This is a genomic window from Thalassospira sp. UBA848, assembly GCF_002295455.1.
In the GTDB taxonomy this organism is placed as follows: Bacteria; Pseudomonadota; Alphaproteobacteria; order Rhodospirillales; family Thalassospiraceae; genus Thalassospira.
The window spans coordinates 1-21,515 of the sequence record NZ_DBGS01000099.1 but is presented as its reverse complement, the minus strand read 5'-3'; the positions used below and the strand labels follow the sequence as shown (position 1 = coordinate 21,515).

18 protein-coding genes are annotated in these 21,515 nt (G+C 54.9%); 8 read left to right on the top strand and 10 right to left on the bottom strand.

Translation table 11 applies throughout. The features are described 5' to 3' along the window. Positions 1–164: 164 nt before the first annotated feature. From B2R48_RS13995 to B2R48_RS13970, 6 genes are all read right to left on the bottom strand, one after another. Complete coding sequence (locus tag B2R48_RS13995; protein ID WP_297001511.1) at positions 165–1,124, bottom strand: PfkB family carbohydrate kinase; 960 nt, start codon at positions 1,122–1,124, stop codon at positions 165–167. Between the two features lie 132 nt (positions 1,125–1,256). After that, positions 1,257–1,856, bottom strand: coding sequence for a tyrosine phosphatase family protein (locus tag B2R48_RS13990; RefSeq protein WP_297001508.1), 600 nt, complete (start codon positions 1,854–1,856; stop codon positions 1,257–1,259). 123 nt (positions 1,857–1,979) lie between these two features. Beyond that, positions 1,980–2,951: an agmatinase gene (speB, locus tag B2R48_RS13985; protein WP_062954493.1), complete on the bottom strand. Its 972-nt coding sequence runs from the start codon at positions 2,949–2,951 to the stop codon at positions 1,980–1,982. Between the two features lie 71 nt (positions 2,952–3,022). Next, positions 3,023–4,528, bottom strand: coding sequence for an aldehyde dehydrogenase (locus B2R48_RS13980; protein WP_213473336.1), 1,506 nt, complete (start codon positions 4,526–4,528; stop codon positions 3,023–3,025). Positions 4,529–4,612: 84 nt separating this feature from the next. Then, positions 4,613–5,161, bottom strand: coding sequence for a cupin domain-containing protein (locus tag B2R48_RS13975; RefSeq protein ID WP_297001504.1), 549 nt, complete (start codon positions 5,159–5,161; stop codon positions 4,613–4,615). Between the two features lie 42 nt (positions 5,162–5,203). Continuing rightward, positions 5,204–6,586: a glutamine synthetase family protein gene (locus B2R48_RS13970; RefSeq protein ID WP_062954486.1), complete on the bottom strand. Its 1,383-nt coding sequence runs from the start codon at positions 6,584–6,586 to the stop codon at positions 5,204–5,206. 304 nt (positions 6,587–6,890) lie between these two features. Between B2R48_RS13970 and B2R48_RS13965 the strand changes: the two genes are divergently transcribed. The 4 genes from B2R48_RS13965 (at position 6,891) to B2R48_RS13950 (ending at position 11,457) form a co-directional block, all read left to right on the top strand. Next, a complete protein-coding gene (locus tag B2R48_RS13965) occupies positions 6,891–8,261 on the top strand; it encodes an aspartate aminotransferase family protein (protein ID WP_213473337.1) in 1,371 nt (456 codons plus the stop codon). A 181-nt stretch (positions 8,262–8,442) separates the two neighbouring features. Then, entirely contained in the window at positions 8,443–9,792 is a 1,350-nt protein-coding gene (locus B2R48_RS13960) for an NAD(P)/FAD-dependent oxidoreductase (protein WP_297001498.1), read from the top strand. A gap of 119 nt (positions 9,793–9,911) precedes the next feature. Then, positions 9,912–10,397 (top strand): group III truncated hemoglobin, encoded by a 486-nt coding sequence (locus B2R48_RS13955; protein WP_062954480.1) that lies wholly within the window; start codon positions 9,912–9,914, stop codon positions 10,395–10,397. A 337-nt stretch (positions 10,398–10,734) separates the two neighbouring features. After that, positions 10,735–11,457, top strand: coding sequence for a cysteine hydrolase (locus tag B2R48_RS13950; RefSeq protein WP_297001494.1), 723 nt, complete (start codon positions 10,735–10,737; stop codon positions 11,455–11,457). A 45-nt stretch (positions 11,458–11,502) separates the two neighbouring features. Here B2R48_RS13950 and B2R48_RS13945 read toward each other — a convergent pair whose 3' ends face one another. From B2R48_RS13945 to betI, 4 genes are all read right to left on the bottom strand, one after another. Continuing rightward, complete coding sequence (locus B2R48_RS13945; RefSeq protein WP_297001492.1) at positions 11,503–12,819, bottom strand: NAD(P)/FAD-dependent oxidoreductase; 1,317 nt, start codon at positions 12,817–12,819, stop codon at positions 11,503–11,505. Between the two features lie 342 nt (positions 12,820–13,161). Continuing rightward, the gene (gene betA / locus B2R48_RS13940) at positions 13,162–14,847 is read right to left on the bottom strand and encodes a choline dehydrogenase (RefSeq protein ID WP_297001490.1); all 1,686 of its coding nucleotides are present in this window, start codon (positions 14,845–14,847) and stop codon (positions 13,162–13,164) included. Positions 14,848–14,920: 73 nt separating this feature from the next. After that, positions 14,921–16,378, bottom strand: coding sequence for a betaine-aldehyde dehydrogenase (gene betB / locus B2R48_RS13935; protein ID WP_297001487.1), 1,458 nt, complete (start codon positions 16,376–16,378; stop codon positions 14,921–14,923). A gap of 65 nt (positions 16,379–16,443) precedes the next feature. Beyond that, positions 16,444–17,034 (bottom strand): choline-binding transcriptional repressor BetI, encoded by a 591-nt coding sequence (gene betI / locus B2R48_RS13930; RefSeq protein WP_297001485.1) that lies wholly within the window; start codon positions 17,032–17,034, stop codon positions 16,444–16,446. 377 nt (positions 17,035–17,411) lie between these two features. Between betI and B2R48_RS13925 the strand changes: the two genes are divergently transcribed. The 4 genes from B2R48_RS13925 (at position 17,412) to B2R48_RS13910 (ending at position 21,481) form a co-directional block, all read left to right on the top strand. Further along, positions 17,412–18,371: a choline ABC transporter substrate-binding protein gene (locus B2R48_RS13925; protein WP_297001481.1), complete on the top strand. Its 960-nt coding sequence runs from the start codon at positions 17,412–17,414 to the stop codon at positions 18,369–18,371. 101 nt (positions 18,372–18,472) lie between these two features. Further along, positions 18,473–19,321: a choline ABC transporter permease subunit gene (gene choW / locus B2R48_RS13920; RefSeq protein ID WP_062954467.1), complete on the top strand. Its 849-nt coding sequence runs from the start codon at positions 18,473–18,475 to the stop codon at positions 19,319–19,321. 2 nt (positions 19,322–19,323) lie between these two features. Further along, positions 19,324–20,520: a choline ABC transporter ATP-binding protein gene (choV, locus tag B2R48_RS13915; protein WP_062954464.1), complete on the top strand. Its 1,197-nt coding sequence runs from the start codon at positions 19,324–19,326 to the stop codon at positions 20,518–20,520. 118 nt (positions 20,521–20,638) lie between these two features. Continuing rightward, on the top strand, positions 20,639–21,481 hold the full coding sequence (locus tag B2R48_RS13910) for a hypothetical protein (RefSeq protein WP_297001478.1): 843 nt from the start codon (positions 20,639–20,641) through the stop codon (positions 21,479–21,481). Positions 21,482–21,515: the final 34 nt, after the last annotated feature.

Here is a 21,515-nt window from a genome sequence, read left to right as displayed (position 1 = left end):
TTTATCAGCAGACATACCACCCTCGGCCCATTCAAATTTATTCATAACAATACGGTGCTATTGCCAACAGGCTAACACGCGTTTCAAACCATGTGTGGGACAGTTTGCAGCACGCGGCGGCAAGATTATGGCCGTCGCGTGATTTTTCATTTACGCCTGTGATCTTATCGGTTCGAAAGAAAGTCTTCGACTTCTTTTTCCGTCGGCAATGCGTTGATCGCACCGCGCTTGGTTGCCGTGATCGCGCCGACCGCATTGGCAAAGCGGCACGCGTTGGCAAGTTTGTCTTCGGAACCCAGAAGTTCCGGATCCTTCAGCAGGCGTGACAGGAACCCTGCCGTGCAGCCATCCCCTGCCCCGGTCGCATCGACGGCAGTGATTTCAAAGGACGGCACAAAACCATCGAAAGCCGGCGTGATGTAACGCGATCCCTTGGGACCGTAAGTCACAATCATTGCACGCCACTGATCACACCACAGATCCTTGATACCTTCTTCAAGATCATCCTCGCCGGAAACGAAGGTGATTTCCTCGTCCGACATCTTGACGACATCGGCCTGACTGATCGCCAGACGCAGTATTTCGCGGGCCTTTTCCTCACTCGGCCAAAGCGGCAGGCGCAGGTTCGGATCGCACGAAATGATCGCGCCGTTTTCACGCGCGATTTTAATCGCTTCAAGCGTGGCAGCACGCGGATCATCATCGATCATGCAAAGCGTTCCGTAATGGAACAGATCGGTCGATTTCAGCATGTCCTGATCAAGATCAGCAATGCTCAGCAACATGTCGGCTGACGGGCTGCGATAGAATGAAAATTCACGTTCCCCATCGGCACGCAGGGACACGAACGCAAGCCCGGTCAGCGCTTCCTTGGTCAGGACAATGCCCGATGTATCGACATTGTCGGCCCTGAGGGTATCAACCAGAAAATGGCCAAAGGCATCATCGCCGAGTTTACCGATAAAGCCAGTTTCAATTCCAAGACGCTGAAGGCCCACAGCCGCATTTCCCGGCGCACCACCGGCGGCCTTGGCAAAGGCCGGGGCATCGGCAAGACCGGTTCCGGTCACCGTCGGAACAAAATCAATCAGCAGTTCCCCAAGACAAACAGCTTTGGCTGTCATGACGTTTCTCCGTTCGGAAAGTCCGCAAACTGGCGGACCGATATTGTATGGTCTGTGGGACCCACCGCCTTTTAAATCGATTCAATTGCGCACGCAAACCAAAACCCGATCAATCTGCGTGCGCATCAACCATCATGCGTTTTGTTTACCAAGGGCGCGGCCAAACTCGATCTCGCGCGCGCGTTCCAGTTCCGTCATCCAGCGTTCAAACATCGCATCACGTTCCAATTGCAGTGCATAGTGGCGCTGCAGGGCCGCAGTCAGTCGCCCCTCGCGCCCCAAGAGTTCATCGGCAAAGCCAATCATCACCGAATTCGGCCAGGCAATCGGGCGCATTTCGCGAATGGTGGTAAAGATACTGTCCTCGTCACGATCCGGTTCGCACTGCGCCATCAGCGTGATCATCGCCGCCGTCGAACGCGACACCCCCATATGACAGTGCACCAGCAAATGCCCATCCTGACGATCCGCGCGACTTTCGATCAGGGTTTCACCATAACCAAGGATTGCTTCGACATCGGCCCTGGTCGGGGCCGGACGGCCTTCCTTGTCCTCGATCACATCATGAAAACGCAGGATGGTGCGTTCGTGCGGATCAAAATTGCCAAAAATGGTCGGGTCTTCACGTTCGGGATCAAGCACAGACAGGACATGGGTGACACCATGGCTGCGATGGGTGGGCAGTTCGTCGATGCCACAGATGGTCAGGCGCGAAATTGCGATTGGTTTCATTTCCTTGTCTCCTGTCTTCGTTTCTTTTTCTGCCCGCTATCAGAGCACAGGAAAATGAAAAAACAAGGGCCGGTATCGTGAAATGATACCGGCCCTTGAAAAAGATATATCTGGAGCGTCAGATTACTTTGCGCGGTTAACCGCATGAATGTTCAGCATTTCCCACGCCATGGTGGCACCGGCAAGCGATGTGATGTCCGAAACATCATATGGCGGGGAAACTTCGACCACGTCACTGCCGATCAGGTTCACATGCCCCGCAAGACCACGCAGGATCGATACAGCCTGATGGCTGGTCAAACCGCCCAGAACCGGCGTACCGGTTCCCGGCGCATAGCATGGATCAAGCCCATCAATGTCAAAGGTGATATAGGCCGGGTTGTCGCCAACCGTGGCCTTGATCTTTTCAACGATGGCGTCAATCGACATCGACTGAACATCCGGGCCATACAGGATATTGAACCCGTGGGTCGATTCATTGTGGGTCCGAATGCCGACCTGGATGGATTTCGACGGATTAACGATGCCCTTTTGGGCGGCATGCCAGAACATGGTGCCGTGATCAATCCGATCGCCGTCATCTTCCCAGGTGTCGGAATGCGCATCGAACTGGATGAGTGAAATGCCATCGCCGTATTTTTCGGCATGTGCCTTCAGGATCGGGTAAGTGACGAAGTGATCACCACCAATGGTGAGCATCTTGGCACCTGACTGCACGATGTCACGTGCGTGATCCTCGATCATTTCCGGTAGTTTTTCCGGATGACCCGGGTCAATGACCATGTCGCCATAATCAATCACGGCCATCTCGGCAAAGATGTCGCGCCCGGACGGGAAATGCGGTGCCCACGCAAGGTTGGTCGATGCCCGACGCACACCCTGCGGGCCAAGACGCGTGCCCGGACGGCTGGACGTCGCCAGATCATAGGGAATACCGGTAACAGCGACATCAATCCCATTGAGATCGCGTGAATAGCGACGGCGCATGAAAGACAGCGCGCCGGAATACATCGGTTCGCTGGTGTTTTGATGCACGGATTTTGCCGTGAAGGCGTTATCACCACCCTTGGTGTCAATGACCCCGGTGCTGCTCATTTCTCAATCCTTCCCAATTCCTTGTCCCGTCCCCGGACGCTGCCCATCAGCCGTCAATAGGAACCGGCCCCTTAACCGTTGCCAAGGGCAATCCAGGTTGATTTGACTTCACAATATTTGTCGAGCGCATGCAAGGAACGGTCACGTCCGGTACCGGACTGCTTGTAACCACCAAACGGCATGGTGATTGAACCACCGTCCCAGCAATTGACCCAGACAAGACCCGAACGCAGTTTCTTTGCCGTCAGGTGCGCCTTGTTGATGTCACGCGTCCAGACTGCTGCGGCCAGACCATATGGCGTATCATTTGCGGTCTGAACAGCTTCTTTCCAGTCCTTGACCGAAATAACCGACAGGACCGGGCCAAAGATTTCTTCCTTGGCGATTGTCATGTCGTTCTTGATGCCATCAAACACGGTCGGCTCAACATAGTAGCCACCGGATTCGGTGCGGACCCGCTTACCACCAGTACGCAGGACGCCGCCCTCGCTGGAGCCTTTTTCGATATAGCCCAGAACACGGTTCATCTGGCTTTCATCGACAATAGCACCCATCTGGCTTTGCGGATCAAGCGGGTCACCCGGCTGCATTTTCGCGCCCGCAGCGACCACTTTTTCGATGAACTCGTCCTTGATGCTTTCTTCGACAATCAAACGCGAACCAGCCGTGCAGACCTCGCCCTGATTATAGAAGATACCGCCCGCTGCCGCCGCGGCAGCCGCGTCCATATCCGGGCAATCAGCCAACACGATGTTCGGGCTTTTGCCACCGCACTCAAGCCAGACGCGCTTCATGTTCGACTGACCGGAATACTGCAGGAACAGCTTGCCGACTTCACCAGACCCGGTAAAGGTCACGCAATCAACATCTTCATGCAGGCCAAGCGCCTTGCCTGCGGTCGGGCCAAAGCCCGGAACCACGTTCAGGACACCTTCCGGCAGGCCTGCTTCAACCGCGATTTCCGCAACACGAAGCGCGGTCAGCGGCGATTGTTCAGCTGGCTTGAGGATGATCGAGTTCCCCATTGCCAAGGCCGGGCCAAGTTTCCAGACCGCCATCATCAGCGGGAAGTTCCATGGCACAACAGCCGCAACCACACCCAGCGGTTCACGGGTGATCATGCCGATTTCATTGGCACCAGCCGGAGAAATTTCGTCATAGATCTTGTCAATCGCCTCGGCGTACCAGCGAATGCATTTGTAGGACAGCGGAATGTCATCGCGCGCAGCCAGCGTGATCGGCTTGCCCATGTCAAGGCTTTCCAGAAGTGCCAATTCGGCAGCGTTCTTTTCAAGCAAATCGGCGAAATGAAGCATGATCGCCTTGCGTTTTGCAGGCGCGGCTTCGGACCAGCTTCCCTTTTCAAACACGGCACGCGCAGATGCCACCGCACGATTGACGTCTTCGACGTCACATTCGGCAACCTTGGTCAGGACTGAACCGTCGCGCGGGCTGATGCAATCAAATGTCTTGCCCGAGGCCGCATCAACATAGGCACCGTTGATGAAGGCCTTGTTGCGGAAATCAAGGGCTTTGGCCTGTGCGGTCAACTGTTCAAAATTCATCGGATTGGTCATCGAAAGTCTCCTGACGGATGGCGCGTTTGGATATTTTTCAAGTTTGATCGTTGCATATGGGCACTATGGCCCAATGATCTGTCATCAATATGACGGAGGCGTCGCAGCACTGACGACTTCACATTCCCCGTCACCCACATTTCGGAAACGATGTGGAATTTCTGCATTGAAGTAGTAGGCATCGCCGGGACCAAGCACCTTGACCCGTTCGCCCACAGTCACTTCAAGTTTGCCGCGGACAACAACACCGGCTTCCTCGCCCTTCTGGACAATCAGGTTGTCACCAGTATCCCCGCCCGCAGGGTAAGTTTCGTGGAGCACGCGCAAGTTACGGTCCTTGCGCGATGCCCCGACAAGACGCATCGACATCGTCCCGTCAGAAAGTTCGACAAGGTCTTCTTTCTTGAAAAAGATTTCTTCACCGGCATCGAGGTCGATGGTGAAGAAATCAATCAGGCTCATGGGAATGCCAGCCAGAACCTTGGCCAGACTATCAACAGACGGGCTGACCCGGTTCTGTTCAATCGTCGAGATCGTGCTGTTGGTCACACCGGCACGGCGTGCCAGTTCACGCTGCGACAGCCCGTACATGCTGCGCACCGCCTTCAGACGATCCCCTACCTTTTGTGACATTCCCGTCTTTTCCCTATCGAACTTTATTGTTGTTTTGTCTGGTCATACCGCGTCGAGATACCAGCGATATTCAAGCTGGGTGACCTCGGCGAAGAATTCGTCATATTCGGCGCGACGGCAGATATCGAACACCTCGACAAAACGTTCGCCAAGATAGTCTTTGACGATATCGCCTTCGACAAACCGGTCGAGGGCCGAAATCATGCTGCGCGGGACAATCTTGCCGCCATGCTGCTCATAGCCGTTGCCAACGGTCGGCTCGCCCGGATCAAGCTTGTTCTTCATGCCGTGATGCATGCCAGCCAGAACGCAGGCCAGAACCAGATACGGGTTGGCATCGGCCCCTGATACACGATGTTCGACACGTGCGGCCTTTGGGCTGCCAGCCGGAATACGAAGTGCCACGGTACGGTTGTTCAAACCCCAGTTCGGAGACATCGGCGCATAGGCCTTGTTCTGGAAACGGCGGAAAGAGTTCGGGTTTGGCGCAAAGATCGCCATGCTTTCGAACATGCTCTCCTGAAGGCCGCCAATTGCAAAGCGCAGATTGTCCGACACTTCCTCATCGCCAACCGGGGACAGAACGTTGTTGTCGTTCTCGTCACGCAGTGAAACATGGATATGCAGACCGTTGCCCGCCTGATCGGAATAAGGTTTTGCCATAAAGGTCGCGGTCACGCCGTGATCCCAGGCAATGCCCTTAACCACGCGTTTGAGCTGCATGGCGTGATCGGCGGCCAACATCGGATCCGTCACGTGACCAAGGTTGATTTCAAACTGCCCGGGGCCTGCTTCGGCAACGATGGTATCGGCCGGAATGCCCTGACGGTTCAGTTCGGCAACTGCATCATGCAGGACTTTTTCGAAATCCTCGATCTGTTGCAGGCCATAAACCTGCACACCATCCGATGCAATCCCGCCACCAAGTGGCTGCGGCGGCAGCGGTGCGGCGGTTTCCTGGTTCTGATCGGCCAGATAGAATTCAAGTTCAAGGGCGACAGTCGGATAAAAACCGTCTGCGGCCATGCGATCAACAACGCCCTGCAAAACATTGCGCGGATCGGCAAAGAACCGGGTGCCATCAAGGTTATGCAGGTTCATCATCACCTGTGCGAGCGGCAATTCACCATAAGGCACGCGGCAAAGGGTTCCCGGGATCGGTTTTGCCAGATTATCCTGGTCACCGCTCGACCAAAGAAGGCCCGTACCTTCGGGGTTGTCACCGGTAATGTCGACAAGGCACATCGAGCCTGGCAGGGTTACACCCTCACTAAAGCTTTTAAGGAATTTCTGTTTGCTGATTCGCTTGCCGCGAAACACACCGTTAATGTCGGGAATGAGCAACTCAACAAGTTCGACATCCGGATTTTCTTCAAAGAATCGTTGGGCTTCTGCCCTACTGTCTTCGACGAACGACTTGTTCATCGTCTTATACTCCCAGAAATAGCCTGTTCTTAATCAGCAGGCATCGTGCCGTGCCGGACTGCCATGGTCAAGCCCTTCGTTCGATATATCGTGCAAATCACGCAGTGCACAATTTCTCAGGCTTGGAGCAAACCGTCACACCCGAATGCTCTATATCAACCGGTGGATAACAAAAACCAACCTCGATCCACTCAAAAAGATTGTCGAAAAATCCTCTTGCAAAGGTGTTCGAAAAAACGAACACTAGTGTCAGATGTTCAACATATCGCACGAAAGCAGAGCAGCCCCGCTGCCAGGAGACGTTATGAATAATTTCGACAAAACCGCCTATTGGCAGGACATTGATCAGGCTCACCACATTCATCCGTTCACCGATACGGCGGACCTGAACAATCGCGGCACCCGTGTCATTACCCGTGCCGAAGGCGTCTTTATCGAGGACTCCAACGGCAATCGCTATCTTGATGGCATGGCTGGCCTGTGGTGCGTGAATATCGGCTACGGACGCAAGGAACTGGCTGAAGCTGCCTATAAGCAGATGCTGGAACTGCCCTATTACAACAACTTCTTCCAGTGCGCGAACTCACCGGCAATCGAGCTTTCCAAAGTTCTTGCCGAAATCACGCCAGAAGGCCTGAACCACGTTTTCTATGCCAATTCCGGCTCGGAAGCGAACGACACGGTTGTCCGTATGGTGCACCAGTACTGGAACCTTAAGGGCAAACCGGAGCGTACCCATATCATCAGCCGCAAGAACGCCTATCACGGCTCGACCGTTGCTGGCGCGTCGCTTGGCGGCATGTCGGGCATGCATTCGCAGGGCGGCGCGCTGGTGCGCGATATCGTTCATATCGATCAGCCATACTGGTACGGCGAAGGCGGCGATCACACCCCCGAGGAATTCGGCCTGATTGCTGCGCGCAAGCTTGAAGAAAAGATCGAGGAACTTGGCGCGGATCGCGTGGGCGCCTTTATCGGCGAACCGATCCAGGGTGCTGGCGGCGTGATCATTCCGCCGTCAACCTACTGGCCGGAAATTCAGCGTATCTGCAAAAAGTACGACATCCTTCTGATCGCGGATGAAGTCATTTGTGGCTTTGGCCGTACCGGCGAATGGTTTGGCTGCGACACCTTTGACATCAAGCCGGACCTGATGCCGATGGCCAAGGGCATGTCATCAGGTTACTTGCCGATCTCGGCCGTCATGGTTGGTGATCGCGTTGCCGATGTTCTGATCAATGAATGTGGCGAATTCACTCACGGCTTTACCTATTCCGGTCATCCGGCATGTGCGGCTGTGGCGCTTGAAAACATTCGCATCCTGCGCGAAGAAAAAATGGTCGAACGCGTCAAGGACGATATCGGCCCATATTTTGCCAATGCGCTGAAAACCCTTGAAGACCATCCGCTGGTCGGCGCGGTTGAAACCGTTGGCCTGATTGCCGGTATGCCGCTGGTTGATGACAAGAAAACCCGCAAGGGCTTTGACAAGCCGGGAACGGTTGGCACCATGTGCCGTGATGCCTGTGTTGCCAATGGCGTGATCATGCGCGCATGTGGCGATCGCATGGTCCTGTCCCCGCCGCTTTGCATCACCAAGGAAGAAATCGACGAGTTGGTCAAACGGGCGCGTGCGGCCTTTGACGAGACTGCGAAGAAGCTTGGCAAGATGTAATCCGGTTTCGATTACAGGAACTTACACAAATACCCGGCATGAGCTATCATCGCCGGGTATTTCGGTTATAGAGCCCCAAACTACTCCATATGACGCCTGCCCCACAGGCCCCAAGACCCCAGACCCCCAAACACCCAAACACCCAAACACCCAAACACCCAAACACCCAGAAGAGCCCACCATGCTACACCGCATCTATCAGCCCGCCGCCTATCGCACCGACACCCTGCCTGACAGCTATTGGGTCGAAAGCGCATCCCCGCTTCCGGCCTGCGAAAAGCTGCCCGAAGAAGGCCAGCTTAAAACCGATATCGCCATCATCGGTGGTGGTTATTGCGGTCTGTCGGCGGCGTTGGAACTGGCACAAAACGGGGCCAATGTTTCGGTTTTTGATGCCGGACGCAGTGGATGGGGCGCATCCGGGCGCAATGGCGGTTTTTGCTGCATGGGCGGCAGTGGCAAGGGGCTTGGGCAACTGGCAAAGACCTTTGGTGATGACGCGGTAAAACAGTTTGCCCGACATCAACGCGATGCCATCAATTTGGTGGACCATCGCCTGAATAGCTGGAACATCGATGCTGACCGCCATTCGAACGGTGAAGTGGTTCTTGCGCACAAACCCAACCGGGTTGCCGAGCTTAAGCACGAGGCAGAGGAAATCGCCCATTTCACCAGCATCAAGACAGAGCTTCTTGATCGTGATGCGTTGAAGGAACGCGGTCTCCATGCGGCGGAAACCTATGGCGGATTGCATGTCAAAGCCGGTTTTGGCCTTAACCCGATGAAGTATCTTGCAGGCCTGCATGAACAATGCTTGCGCGCAGGTGTCCGGATATTCGGACAGGCCACAATTGAACGATTTGATGAAGATGGCGATACATATCGCCTTTATGCAGGCAAAACAGAAATCAGTGCCGCGAAGATCATCATCGCCACCAACGGTTATAGTGCAGAAAACCTGCCCGACTGGATTGGCGGGCGCTTAATGCCTGTCTTTTCCGGCATTCTGATCACACGTCCCCTCCGCCCGGATGAGCTGGAAGATCAAGGCTGGACCAGCGACCTGATGGCTTTTGACAGCCGCATCCTGCTGCATTATTTCCGCAAGCTTCCCGACAACCGTTTTCTGTTTGGCGGACGCGGCGGCATTACCGCAACCCCCAAGGCCTTTGCGGCGGGGAAAAGCGATCTTCTGGATAATTTCAAACGCATGTTCCCGGCATGGCAGGATGTCGCCTTTACCCATCACTGGAATGGTCTTGCCTGTCTGTCGCAAAGTTGGCGCCCCTATATCGGGCGGGTTCCCGGCCATCATGACGTCTGGACGGCCCTTGCGTGGCACGGCAACGGCGTTGCAATGGCAAGTCTGGGTGGCAAGCTTTTGGCGGAACGCATGCTGGGCATCAGCGACGACGAGGATCTGGGCAGCGTCTTGACAACTCCCATGGGGAAATTTCCCATGCCGTCATTGCGCCGCGTGGCACGATCAGTTGGCTATCGCTACTACGGCCTGCACGACCGGTTTGCCTGATCACATTTGCCGGGCACGGCGATCTGTTTGCGTTCGACCGTGAAGTGACATATGTCATGTCCAACAATTGCCTTATGAATTAAAGCAATTCCAGACCGCGTACTGAACAGGCCCCTATCATGTCCGACAAACAACCAACTCTTGCCGAAATCAAGGAACGTCGCGAAATTGCCACGCGCCGCATCAAGGAAGATACCGGCATTGATCAGGACATGATCAAGAACATCGTGCATGGCTTTTATGCCAAGGTGCGCGAAGACGATATGCTTGGCCCTGTTTTTGATGAAAAGATCGAAAACTGGGATCATCATCTGGATCGCATGGTGATGTTCTGGTCATCGGTCGCGCTTGCGACGGGCAACTATGACGGTCGCCCGATGCAAAAGCATTTACCACTTAAGATCACCCGACATCATTTTGATCGCTGGCTGCAACTCTTTGCCGAGACCTTGTCGGAATATTGCCAAGAACCCGCAGCCAAACACTTCATGGAACGCGCCCTTCGCATTGCTTCAAGCTTCGAAGTCGGCATCGCAGCCCATAACGGCGTCATCCTGTCCAAGGGCGAACGCTACGACCCGGTATCAAACTGGGAACCAAACTAATTCCGGAACGTTTTGTTATCTAAGCTGTAACCCGGCACTTCAACCCAAGGAAGCGCTGTGTCTTTTGTCGGCCAAGTTGACAAAAGGAAATGATCAATATTTCATATGGTTATGGCGAATGCCGGAACATCTCACGGTTAGGCCCCTGATCAAGAGGCTTTTGAAAACGCGTGCCAAATGTCCCCGGCATTCACACAGTTGGAGATAGCTGACCAGCCCCGGCAACTTATGACCGGGGCACATCAACCTGTGATGCGCGTCTTTCCCGGTGCGGTGTGCAGTCAGATTTTCCAACACATTGAACGAGACTTGCGACGCCTGAACGGGGAGCCGGAAAATGTGGTCATTGATCACTCTTATTGTCGTTTTGCTGGTTGGTGCCATCGCTTACGCGATTTATGGCCACCGTCATCACTTGGCCCCGAGCACAGGCAAAAAGATCAATCCGTCTAAGCGCCCCAATAGCGCGCTGTTGATTGTTGACCTGCAAGAGGACTTCACCAATGCGACCGGCAAGAATGCCTATGACCCTGACCTGGTCGAAAAACGGATTGCAGCGATCAATGATCTGGTCGAAACCGCAAATGCCAACGGATACCCCGTCATTTCCATCCGCCAGACATTCCGCGGATGGTATATGAACCTGCTTATGAAGTTTTTGAACGAAGGCCGGGGCAGCCCCAAATCCGAAGGTCTTGATCTGGATGCACGGATCAATGGCGACATCGACCATGATATCGTCAAGGCACGTGCGGACGGGTTTAGTGAGCCCGAACTGGACCGCGTTCTTGATCAACAAAAGGTCGGAAAACTGATCATCGTCGGGCTTGATGGTGATTACTGCGTGAATGCAAGCATGCAGGCCGCCCTGAACCGTGGGTATGAAGTATCATTCAGTGACGCAACGACGCTGGCACTCAACCCCGACAACTGGAAGAAAACCAAATCCAGACTTACCGCACGCGGCGCGTCTGAAGGGTTGCGCCCCCTGACACCAACAGCTGACAACGATGAAACCGGCGACGGTGAAACTGAAAGTCGCAGCCGCGAAACAGCATAGCCGCCCGCGCCTGCTTATTCCCCGTTGGGATCAAAGCCGGGACTTTTAAAGCTTGTCGCGGATCGAATACCACAGCATGGCGGCCACCAGCATCGGGAAACGCAACATCTTGCCCCCCGGGAAGACCGGGGTTTTGATGTTGGCCATGACGTCAAACCGCTCAACAGTACCGGCCACCGCATCTGCCATGATCTGGCCTGCCAGTGTCGCCATGGCGACCCCGTGGCCGGAATAGCCCGTCGCGGTGAAAACGTTATCGTCAAGCTTTTCAAAGAACGGCATGCGGTTCATCGTGATCGCCAATGTCCCGCCCCAGCCATAATCAATCTTCACATCTTTAAGCTGCGGATAGACTTCAAGCATATGCGGTGAAACAAACGCCTTGATGTCACGCGGGAAGTTATAGCCATAGGTTTCCCCACCGCCAAAAAGCATGCGCTTATCGGCACTCAGCCGGTAATAGTTGATCACGAATTTTGAGTCGGCGACTGCCACGTCATCACGGATCAGTTCGCGCGCCAGATCATCACCAAGTGGCTCGGTGGCGATGACAAAATTATTGATCGGCATAACACGCTTCGCCACACGATCTTCCAGCGCATCAAGGTAACCATTGCAACCAAGGATCATCTTGTTCGCTGTCACAACAGCGCCGTTTTCGGTTTTAACCGTAACCTTGCCCGCCTGATTTTCATAGCCGGTGACAACCGTTCCTTCGCATATCCGCGCCCCGGCCGCACGCGCAGCGTCGGCCAGGCCAAGTGCAAAGTTCAGCGGGTGCAAATGCCCCGCCCCCACATCAAGCGACCCACCATGATAAAATTCGGTACCAAGCATCTCGCGCATTTCTGCGCGGTCAACAGAACGGATATCTTCATAGCCATATTCGGCCTGAAGCTTATCGGCATAGGCGTGGGTATGCTCGACAAAGCGCGCACGATGGTCGGCATGCAAGATGCCCGGTTTCCAGTCACACTTGATGTCATGCTTTGCGATCAGGGATTTGACAACGTCCTTGGACTCTTCGGCGATGTCCCAGAGTTTGCGCGCATCATCGCGCCCGACCATTTGTTCAAGTTCGTCCTGCTCGCGGCGCTGGCCCGAACCGACTTGCCCGCCATTGCGTCCCGATGCGCCCCAACCGACACGATGGGCTTCCAGCAGGATCACGTCATAGCCACGTTCTGCCAGATGCAGTGCCGATGACAGCCCGGTAAAGCCGCCACCAATGACGACAATGTCGCAGGTCTGATCCCCCTCAAGCCTGGCAAAGGGTGCAATCGCATTCGCCGTCGCGGCGTAATAGGAATCAGGATAGCGGCCTGCCCGGTCGTTGGCGGTCAGCAAGTTCGGGGTGAACATGAGGAACCCTCATATTTGTAAATGGATGTTGGCTTATCCTGCCCAATCCGGCCTACCTATCAAGGAAAAACTGCCCATTTTCCGGCCTTAAACCCGCTTTTCACCGATTATGCAAAAACCGGCCAAGTCAAAGCATAACGATTGCGTAAAGCTGCCAACAAAGCGTGATACCTGCGGTGATGGATCTTGCGGATTTCAGGTAATCGTGCATTGAGAATCAGAGTCTTATGGCACCTCACAATGCGCCTGACGCCGCAGACGCGCCAGTGGACTTAAACAAAATTCCCCGATCCATCCCATGACGGACCGGGGAAATCATCAGACCATTTGAAACGGCCGGTATTAGCGCTGCTTGGTTTCCCATTCGGGATGCACGAAATACGGCGCATTGGACGGCGCCAACGGTGTTTTCCCGCGAATGATATCAGCAGCCTTTTCACCAACCATAATGGTCGGGGCATTAAGGTTGCCGGTCACGATGGACGGCATGATCGAACTATCGACCACACGCAGTCCTTCGATGCCATGCACACGGGTTTTCTCGTCGACCACCGACATTTCGTCACTGCCCATCTTGCACGAGCAAGACGGGTGATAGGCACTTTCGGCGTGGTCGGCGACCCATGCGTCAATCTGCTCGTCGGTTTCGATATCCTTGCCCGGGGCGATTTCACCACCGCGCAGATCGGCAAAGGCATCCTGCGCAAAGATTTCACGGGTCAGGCGAACCGATGCACGCATTTCTTCCCAGTCATCCGGGTGGCTCATATAGTTCGGATCAATGATTGGTCGATCCTTCGGATTGCCGGATGCCAGACGCACCGTTCCACGCGATTTGGAGCGCATCGGGCCGATATGGGCCTGGAAGCCATCCTTTTCCGCCGCCTTGGAGCCGTTATAGTTAATCGCGGCCGGCATGAAGTGATATTGCAGGTCCGGATGTTTCACACCCGCCTTTGAGCGGATAAATCCACCGGCCTCAAAATGGTTGGTCGCACCAAGGCCGGTTTTGAACAGATACCATTCAACACCGATCTTGAGCTTGTTCCACCAATCAAGCTTGCTATTGAGGCTGATCGGCTTGGTGCATTCCATCTGAACATACAGTTCCAGATGGTCCTGCAGGTTTTCACCAACACCGGGCAAATCATGGACAACATCAATGCCGTGTTCGCGCAGATGGTCCGCAGGCCCGATGCCCGAAAGCATCAGAAGTTTTGGCGAGTTGATGGATCCGGCAGAGACAATCACTTCGCGATCGACAACCGCGCGCTTGAGTTCGCCCTGATGGGTGAAATCAAGACCAATGGCACGTTTCCCCTCGAAAACAATACTTTGCGCCAAAGCCTTGTGATAGACGGTCAGGTTCGGACGTTTCATCGCCGGATGCAAATAAGCCCGCGCCGTTGACCAGCGACGGCCCCTATAGACCGTCATATCCATGGTCCCGAGACCTTCCTGACGATAGCCATTCTGATCCGGGGTAAATTCATACCCGGCCTGCTGCCCGGCCTTTATCCATGCCTTGTGCAAGTCGTTCTGGCATGCACCGGTCGTCACATGCAGCGGGCCATCACCACCGTGATATTCGTCGCCTTCGGTGTCCTCATTACGGGTATTCGCACGGCGGAAATACGGCAGGCAACGGGCATAATCCCATTCCTTAAGGGCGGTGTCTTCTTCGGCCCAGCGATTGTAATCAAGGGCATGACCACGCACATAAGCCATCCCGTTGATCGAGCTGGAGCCGCCATAAACACGCCCGCGCGGGGTTTCCATGCGCCGGTTATTCAGATTGGACTGCGGGGTTGTCCAATAGGCCCAGTTATAGGTTTCCGACTGCATCGGATAAGACAGCGCGGTCGGCATATGAATGCGCCAGTCCCACCAGTGATCCTTCGGCCCGGCTTCAACAACCAGTACCTTTACTTCCGGGTCTTCGGTCAGTCGGTTGGCAAGCACAGCCCCTGCCGAACCGGATCCGACAATCACGTAATCGTAGTTTTCAGTGGTCGTTGGGGTCGTCATTTCTGATCCCTTGTTTGGTCTTGCTGTGTGGGCAGCCGGTGAGTATTTGGCGACGTTCGTTGATCAAAGGCCCTTAGTAAGGGGCCTCGACATCGCCGGTTTCGACATAAACGGATTTGATGCGGGTGTAATATTCAATTGCCGCACGGCCATTTTCACGGCCAACGCCCGACTTCTTCACACCGCCAAACGGCATCTCGATCGGGGTGATGTTATAGGTATTGATCCAGCAGGTACCGGCCTCAAGCCGGGCAACCACGCGATGACCGCGCGACAAGTCCTTGGTAAACACACCTGCTGCCAGACCATATTCGGTGTCATTGGCGCGCTTGATCGCTTCGTCTTCGTCGCTAAAGGTCAGTACCGACATTACCGGACCAAAGATTTCCTCGCGCACGATGGCCATGTCATCGGTGCAATCGGTAAAGACGGTCGGCGCAACGAAAAGCCCGCCTTCTGGCATGCCCTCCGACACGGCATGGCCGCCAAGGACGCATTTTGCGCCCTCTGCCTTACCCTTTTCGATATAGGACATGACCTGTTCATACTGCGCCTTGGTGACGATCGGACCAACCTGGGTTTCAGGTTTTTCCGGATCGCCAAGAACAAGCCCCCTGGACCGTGCGATCAGCTTTTCGATGAAGGCATCGGCAACGCTTTCATGGACAAACACACGCGTTCCGTTCGAGCAAATCTGACCCGATGAATAGAAATTCGCCATCTGCGCGCCGGAAACTGCATTGTCCAGATCGGCATCCTCGAACACGATCATCGGCGATTTGCCACCAAGTTCCATGGTGACGGCCTTCATGCCGCCAGCAGCAACGGATGCGACCTTGGCACCGGTTGCGGCCGAACCGGTCAGGGAAATCTTGTCAACGCCGGGATGTTCAACCAGCGCGGCACCGCTTTCACGCGCGCCTTGCACAACGTTGTAAACGCCATCGGGAAGACCGGCTTCCTGAAGGGCTTCGGCCACAGCGATGGCAGAAAGCGGCGTGGTTTCAGACGGTTTGTAGACAACCGCATTACCGCATGCCAGTGCCGGTGCTGCCTTCCAGCAAGCAATCTGAATCGGATAGTTCCAGGCACCGATGGCGCCACAAACGCCAACTGCTTCGCGGCGGGTATAGGCAAAGTTACCGGCAAGATCGATATGCTCGCCCGCAAGGCTTCCGGCGACGCCGGCGAAATATTCAAGGCATTCAACACCGGAAATCACATCGACAATTTCGGTTTCCTGAATGGCACGGCCCGTATCGCGGGTTTCAACCAGTGCCAGTTCATCATTGCGGTCACGCAGGATCTGGGCGGCCTTGAACAGCACACGTGCGCGTTCGGCAGCCGGGGTGTTTTTCCAAATCTCGAACCCGGCGCGGGCAGCCTTGACTGCGGCATCAACATCAGCAGCGGTACTTTCGTGGCCCTTTGCAAGAACGGTGTTGGTCGCGGGATTCAGCGTTACCATTTCCGCGCCCGACCCCTGGGTCTTCTTGCCGTTGATGAAATTCTGGATTTGATAAAGGCTCATCTTAAAACTCCTGCTGGCTGCACGTTTGATCGGCAGCCTTGAACGTTTCTGTGGGTCGGTTGCATCTATCGGGCTGGCGAATTCGCCAGATACATGTGCAAGGTGCCCAGCACCATTTTGCGCGCCCCTGCGATATCGGATTTGCCGTGAGACAGGCCGGTGCGCACCCAGATCCCGTCCACCATGGCGGCGATTACAGCTGAAATGTCATCAGCACATTGTTCGGTCGTCAATTGACGCAATTCATGGCGCAGGTTTGAGGCCAGCCGCTGAAAATAGATATTGTTCAGCCGACTCAACGCATCGGAAAATGGCACCTGTGCCCAGAATGACAGCCAAGCCACAGTCACCTGTGGTGTGAACTGTTCTTCGTTGAAGTTGGTGTTAATGATCGCTTCAAGGCGATCAATCGGCGTCTTGGCCGTCGCCAGACGCACCAGATAATCGTTGCGCAAATCCTGCATCAGGGAGCGCATGGTTGCTTCAAGCAACGCGTTCTTGCCACCAAAATAGTGCGAAATAATCCCAGACGACATCCCCGCAGCCTTCGCGATACGGGCAATCGTCGTATCGGCGAATCCGTGGCTATGAATGGTTTCAATCGTCGCGTCGATCAACTGCCTGCGGCGAACAGGCTGCATACCAACCTTGGGCATTAATTCATCCAATCCTCTGCGTTGCGAAGGGTTTACCGTCGCTGCAACAGCATAAAACGCAGTTTTTAGTCCTTCGCAATTGACGTAACCAGAATATGCTGTAATTTAATTGAACAATCAATCAATAAAAACACGTCGGCATTTGCGGCGCGTTTCTCAGGGCTTTTAGCCTTTGCTGCGCGGCAATGCGGCTGTTTTTTGTGATTATTCCGGCCCGTTAATCACGTTCGGGGGAACGTGTTGACGGCTCTGGGCGAGTGTTGGCGACATCTATGTTGCGTTGATGTTCGTCTGGCCTCCGGAACCGAGAGTCTTCTGGTGACCGGCCCTATCCGGTCATCAGTAACATTAGGTTTATACAAGGGAGAACCAGAAGCATGACCAATCTTTCCACGTTCGGCCGCCTGCTTGGCAGCACCATCATTGCGACCACCCTTCTGGGTGCCGCCGGTGCGAAAGCCGCTGATAGCGAAGCCTGCCAAACCGTGACTTTCTCTGATGTTGGCTGGACCGACATCACGGCCACCACGGCAACCGCATCGGTGATTCTTGAATCACTCGGCTATACTGCTGAAACCGAACTTCTGTCGGTTCCGGTCACCTATACCAGTCTTGCCAATGGCGACGTTGACGTCTTCCTGGGCAACTGGATGCCGACCATGGCTGCTGATATTCAGCCCTATCTCGACAAAGGCACGGTCGTATCAACCGGTGCCAACCTTGAAGGTGCCAAATACACGCTGGCTGTCACCCAGAATGCCTTTGACGCCGGTCTGAAAGACTTTGCTGATATCGCCAAGTTCCATGACGAACTGGATGGCGAAATCTATGGCATTGAACCGGGCAATGACGGCAACCGCCTGATCCAGGACATGATCGATAGCGACCAGTTTGGTCTTGGCGAGTTTGAACTCGTTGAATCCTCGGAACAGGGCATGTTGGCCGAGGTAAAGCGCAAATCCTCGCGCGATCAGTTCATCGTTTTCCTCGGTTGGGAACCGCACCCGATGAACGCGAAATACGACATGGCCTATCTTGATGGCGGCGATGACGTGTTTGGCCCGAACTTTGGCGGTGCGACTGTTCACACCAACCTGCGTGCCGGTTACACTGACGAATGCCCGAATGCTGGCAAATTCGTTACCAACCTGAAATTCAGCCTCGCCATGGAAAACGAAATCATGGACGCGATCCTGAACGAAGGCACCGATCCGGCAGAAGCCGCGACCGCATGGCTCAAAGCCAACCCGGATGCAGCAATGGCATGGCTTGACGGTGTGACCACCTTTGACGGTGGCGACGCCAAAGCAGCTCTGAAATCCGGTCTTGGTCTTTAAGCACCGCGATTGATTTTACCGATGCGCCCGCCTCTGACCCAAGGTCGATCCGGGCGCATCGGATGCATTTTTCTTAATTCTCATTGAACGGATATTTTCGCATGGAATGGCTCACGGAAACGAAGATTCCGCTGGGACAGTGGATATCGTCCCTGATGGATGCGCTGAACGAACATGCCGACTTCGTGTTCTATACCATTTCGGATGTTCTCGAGTTCATTATCGAAAACACCATTGATTTCCTGGTCTGGTTGCCCGCGCTTCTGATCATTGCCGCCTTTGGCGTCCTGGCGGCTGTTGTGCACAAATCATGGAAACTGACGGCCTTTACGGTTCTGTCGCTGTTGCTGGTGGTCAATCTTGGCTACTGGGAAGAAACAATGGAAACGCTGGCCCTTGTCATTTATGCGACGCTGTTTTGCATGTTGATCGGTGTGCCGCTTGGCGTGGCGTCCGCCCACCGTCCCTGGCTTCATCAGGCAATGCGTCCGGTTCTTGACCTGATGCAGACGATCCCGACCTTCGTGTATCTGATCCCGACCCTGATCCTGTTTGGTCTGGGTGTGGTTCCCGGCCTTATTTCGACTGTGATATTTGCGATTGCCGCCCCGATCCGCCTGACCCATCTTGGCATTTCAAATACCCCCAAGGCACTTCTGGAAGCCGGTGAGAGCTTTGGCTGTACGCCGCGCCAGTTGCTGTTCAAGGTCGAATTGCCGTCCGCGATGCCGTCTATCATGGCGGGGCTTACGCAATGCATCATGCTGTCGCTGTCGATGGTGGTGATTGCCGCCCTTGTCGGTGCAGATGGTCTGGGCAAGCCGGTTGTGCGCGCACTTAACACAGTGAATATCGCACAGGGCTTTGAAGCGGGTCTTGCGATTGTGATTTTGGCCATCGTGCTTGATCGCATCTGCCGTCGTGACAACAACGAAACTTCGGGGCAGTGATCATGAGCAATGCTGTTGAATTCGATAATATCGACGTGATCTTTGGTAACCGTCAGGCAGAATCCCTTAAACTGCTGGACGAGGGCAAAACCCGCGAAGAGATTGCGGCCGCCACCAACAATGTTCTTGGTGTTGCCGATGTCAGCTTCAACGTTCCGGAAGGCGAAATCTGTGTCCTGATGGGGCTTTCGGGGTCTGGCAAGTCATCGCTTCTGCGTTGTGTAAATGGGCTGAATGCCGTATCGCGCGGATCGCTTCGTGTGCGTGCGGGTGATGACATGGTGGATGTCACGAGCTGTGATTCCGCAACACTTCGAAACCTGCGTCGTAAAAATGTCGCCATGGTCTTCCAGCAATTCGCGCTGTTTCCATGGCGCACGGTTGAAGACAATGTCGGCTTTGGCCTTGAGCTTGGTGGCATGGGCCCGACCGAGCGCCGCGATATCGTGCGTGAAAAGCTTGCCCTTGTTGGTCTGGATCAATGGGCGACCAAATATGCCCATGAACTTTCCGGCGGCATGCAGCAACGCGTTGGACTGGCGCGCGCCTTTGCCACCGATGCGCCGATCCTTCTGATGGACGAACCGTTCTCGGCCCTTGATCCGCTGATCCGTAACCGGCTGCAGGACGAGTTGCTTGATCTTCAGGAAAAGCTCAACAAGACCATCCTGTTTGTCAGCCATGATCTTGATGAAGCCATGAAACTGGGCAATTCGATTGCCATCATGGAAGGTGGTTATGTCGTCCAGCACGGTACGCCCGAAGATATCGCCTTGCGTCCGGCAAACGACTATGTCGCTGACTTTGTCGCACATATGAACCCGGTCAACATCCTGCGCGGCCGCGCGATCATGCATCGCATCAGTCGCGACCAGAAAGCCGGTGCTGGCGAGCTTATGCTGGAAGATGCCAATATCCGCGTCACGCTTCAGGATGGCGTTGTGCGCTCTGCCAATAATGGCGAACGGGGCGAGCTTAAGCTGATCAATTATGACGGCACGCTGCCAAGTGAACTGGATGCAACCGACAATTCGATTGTGTTTGTCGCACAGGATGATGTGCTGCTTAAGGATCTGATTGATATGCGCTCTATCACCCAGAACCCGGTCATCCTCACCCGCGATGGGAAGGTTTCCGGCACCCTGGGCCGCAAGGAGTTCTTTGACAGCCTGACCCAGACTGCATCTGTCGCGGACTGATTATCGATTGTTATAAATCTTGATTAAAAGGGCGGCCTTCGTTGAGGCCGCCTTTTTTGTCTCACAAGACCGTCTGTTTTGCGTCGATCTGGTAACCGCGTTTTGATGAGAGGTAACCATGGCGCAGCTGAGCGACTTGCAATTAAGGGGGCTGGCATCTGCCGAACTTGGGGCGGGTGTTGAACTTGATCCGGGTTTTGTTGATCCCTACCCCGATGCCGCATGCTGGGGATGGGCATTGTGTGGCGGACCTAGTGCGCACGGCAACGCCGAACCCGCCGAGATTTTTGATCGCGCCATTGCGCGCAACGCGGCGGGCATCATGACCGGGCTTCGCGATGGTTTCACCGGCTGGGTCCATGTGGCTTTTAACGCCAATGCTGCGGCCAACAATCAGGCCGCGGTCATCGCAGAGAACTTCAACCGTGCGATCATAGAGTTGGATGAAAATGCCGAGCGCACCTGTCGTCTGGCCTTTGCCAAGCTGTGCATGATTGTCAATGGCCTGACCCCTGCTGTGGCACCGACCAACTACAAGATCGTGATGGCCTCTGATCACTGGTACAGTTGGGAACACTGGTCGCTGGGCTTGCGCAACGATATCGCCGCCCCGGAAAACCCGGAATGGCAGTATACCCAGCGCGATGCGGGCGTTAACCCGGTCAACACCCGATCAGACGAGGTCTGGGGTGATCATCCGATCCTGACGGAAATCTATGTTACGGAGTTGCATGACGGGCATCTGACCTATTTGCAGCATGCCCAAGGTTGGCCCGCGGCCGAGGCTCCCCCGGCAGGCGATCCGCCAGCACCACCACATCCCGGTCAGCAACCATCGCCGGCGGATCCCTCACCGCTGACCTTGTCGCCGACAGGCGGGAATGACAGCATCTCACCCGCAAGCGATGCGGATACAACTGCCACGACTGGTGTGTCATCTGGCGAGGATCAGGTTACGTGACCTGACATTGGCCAAAGATATGCTTATCCACCCG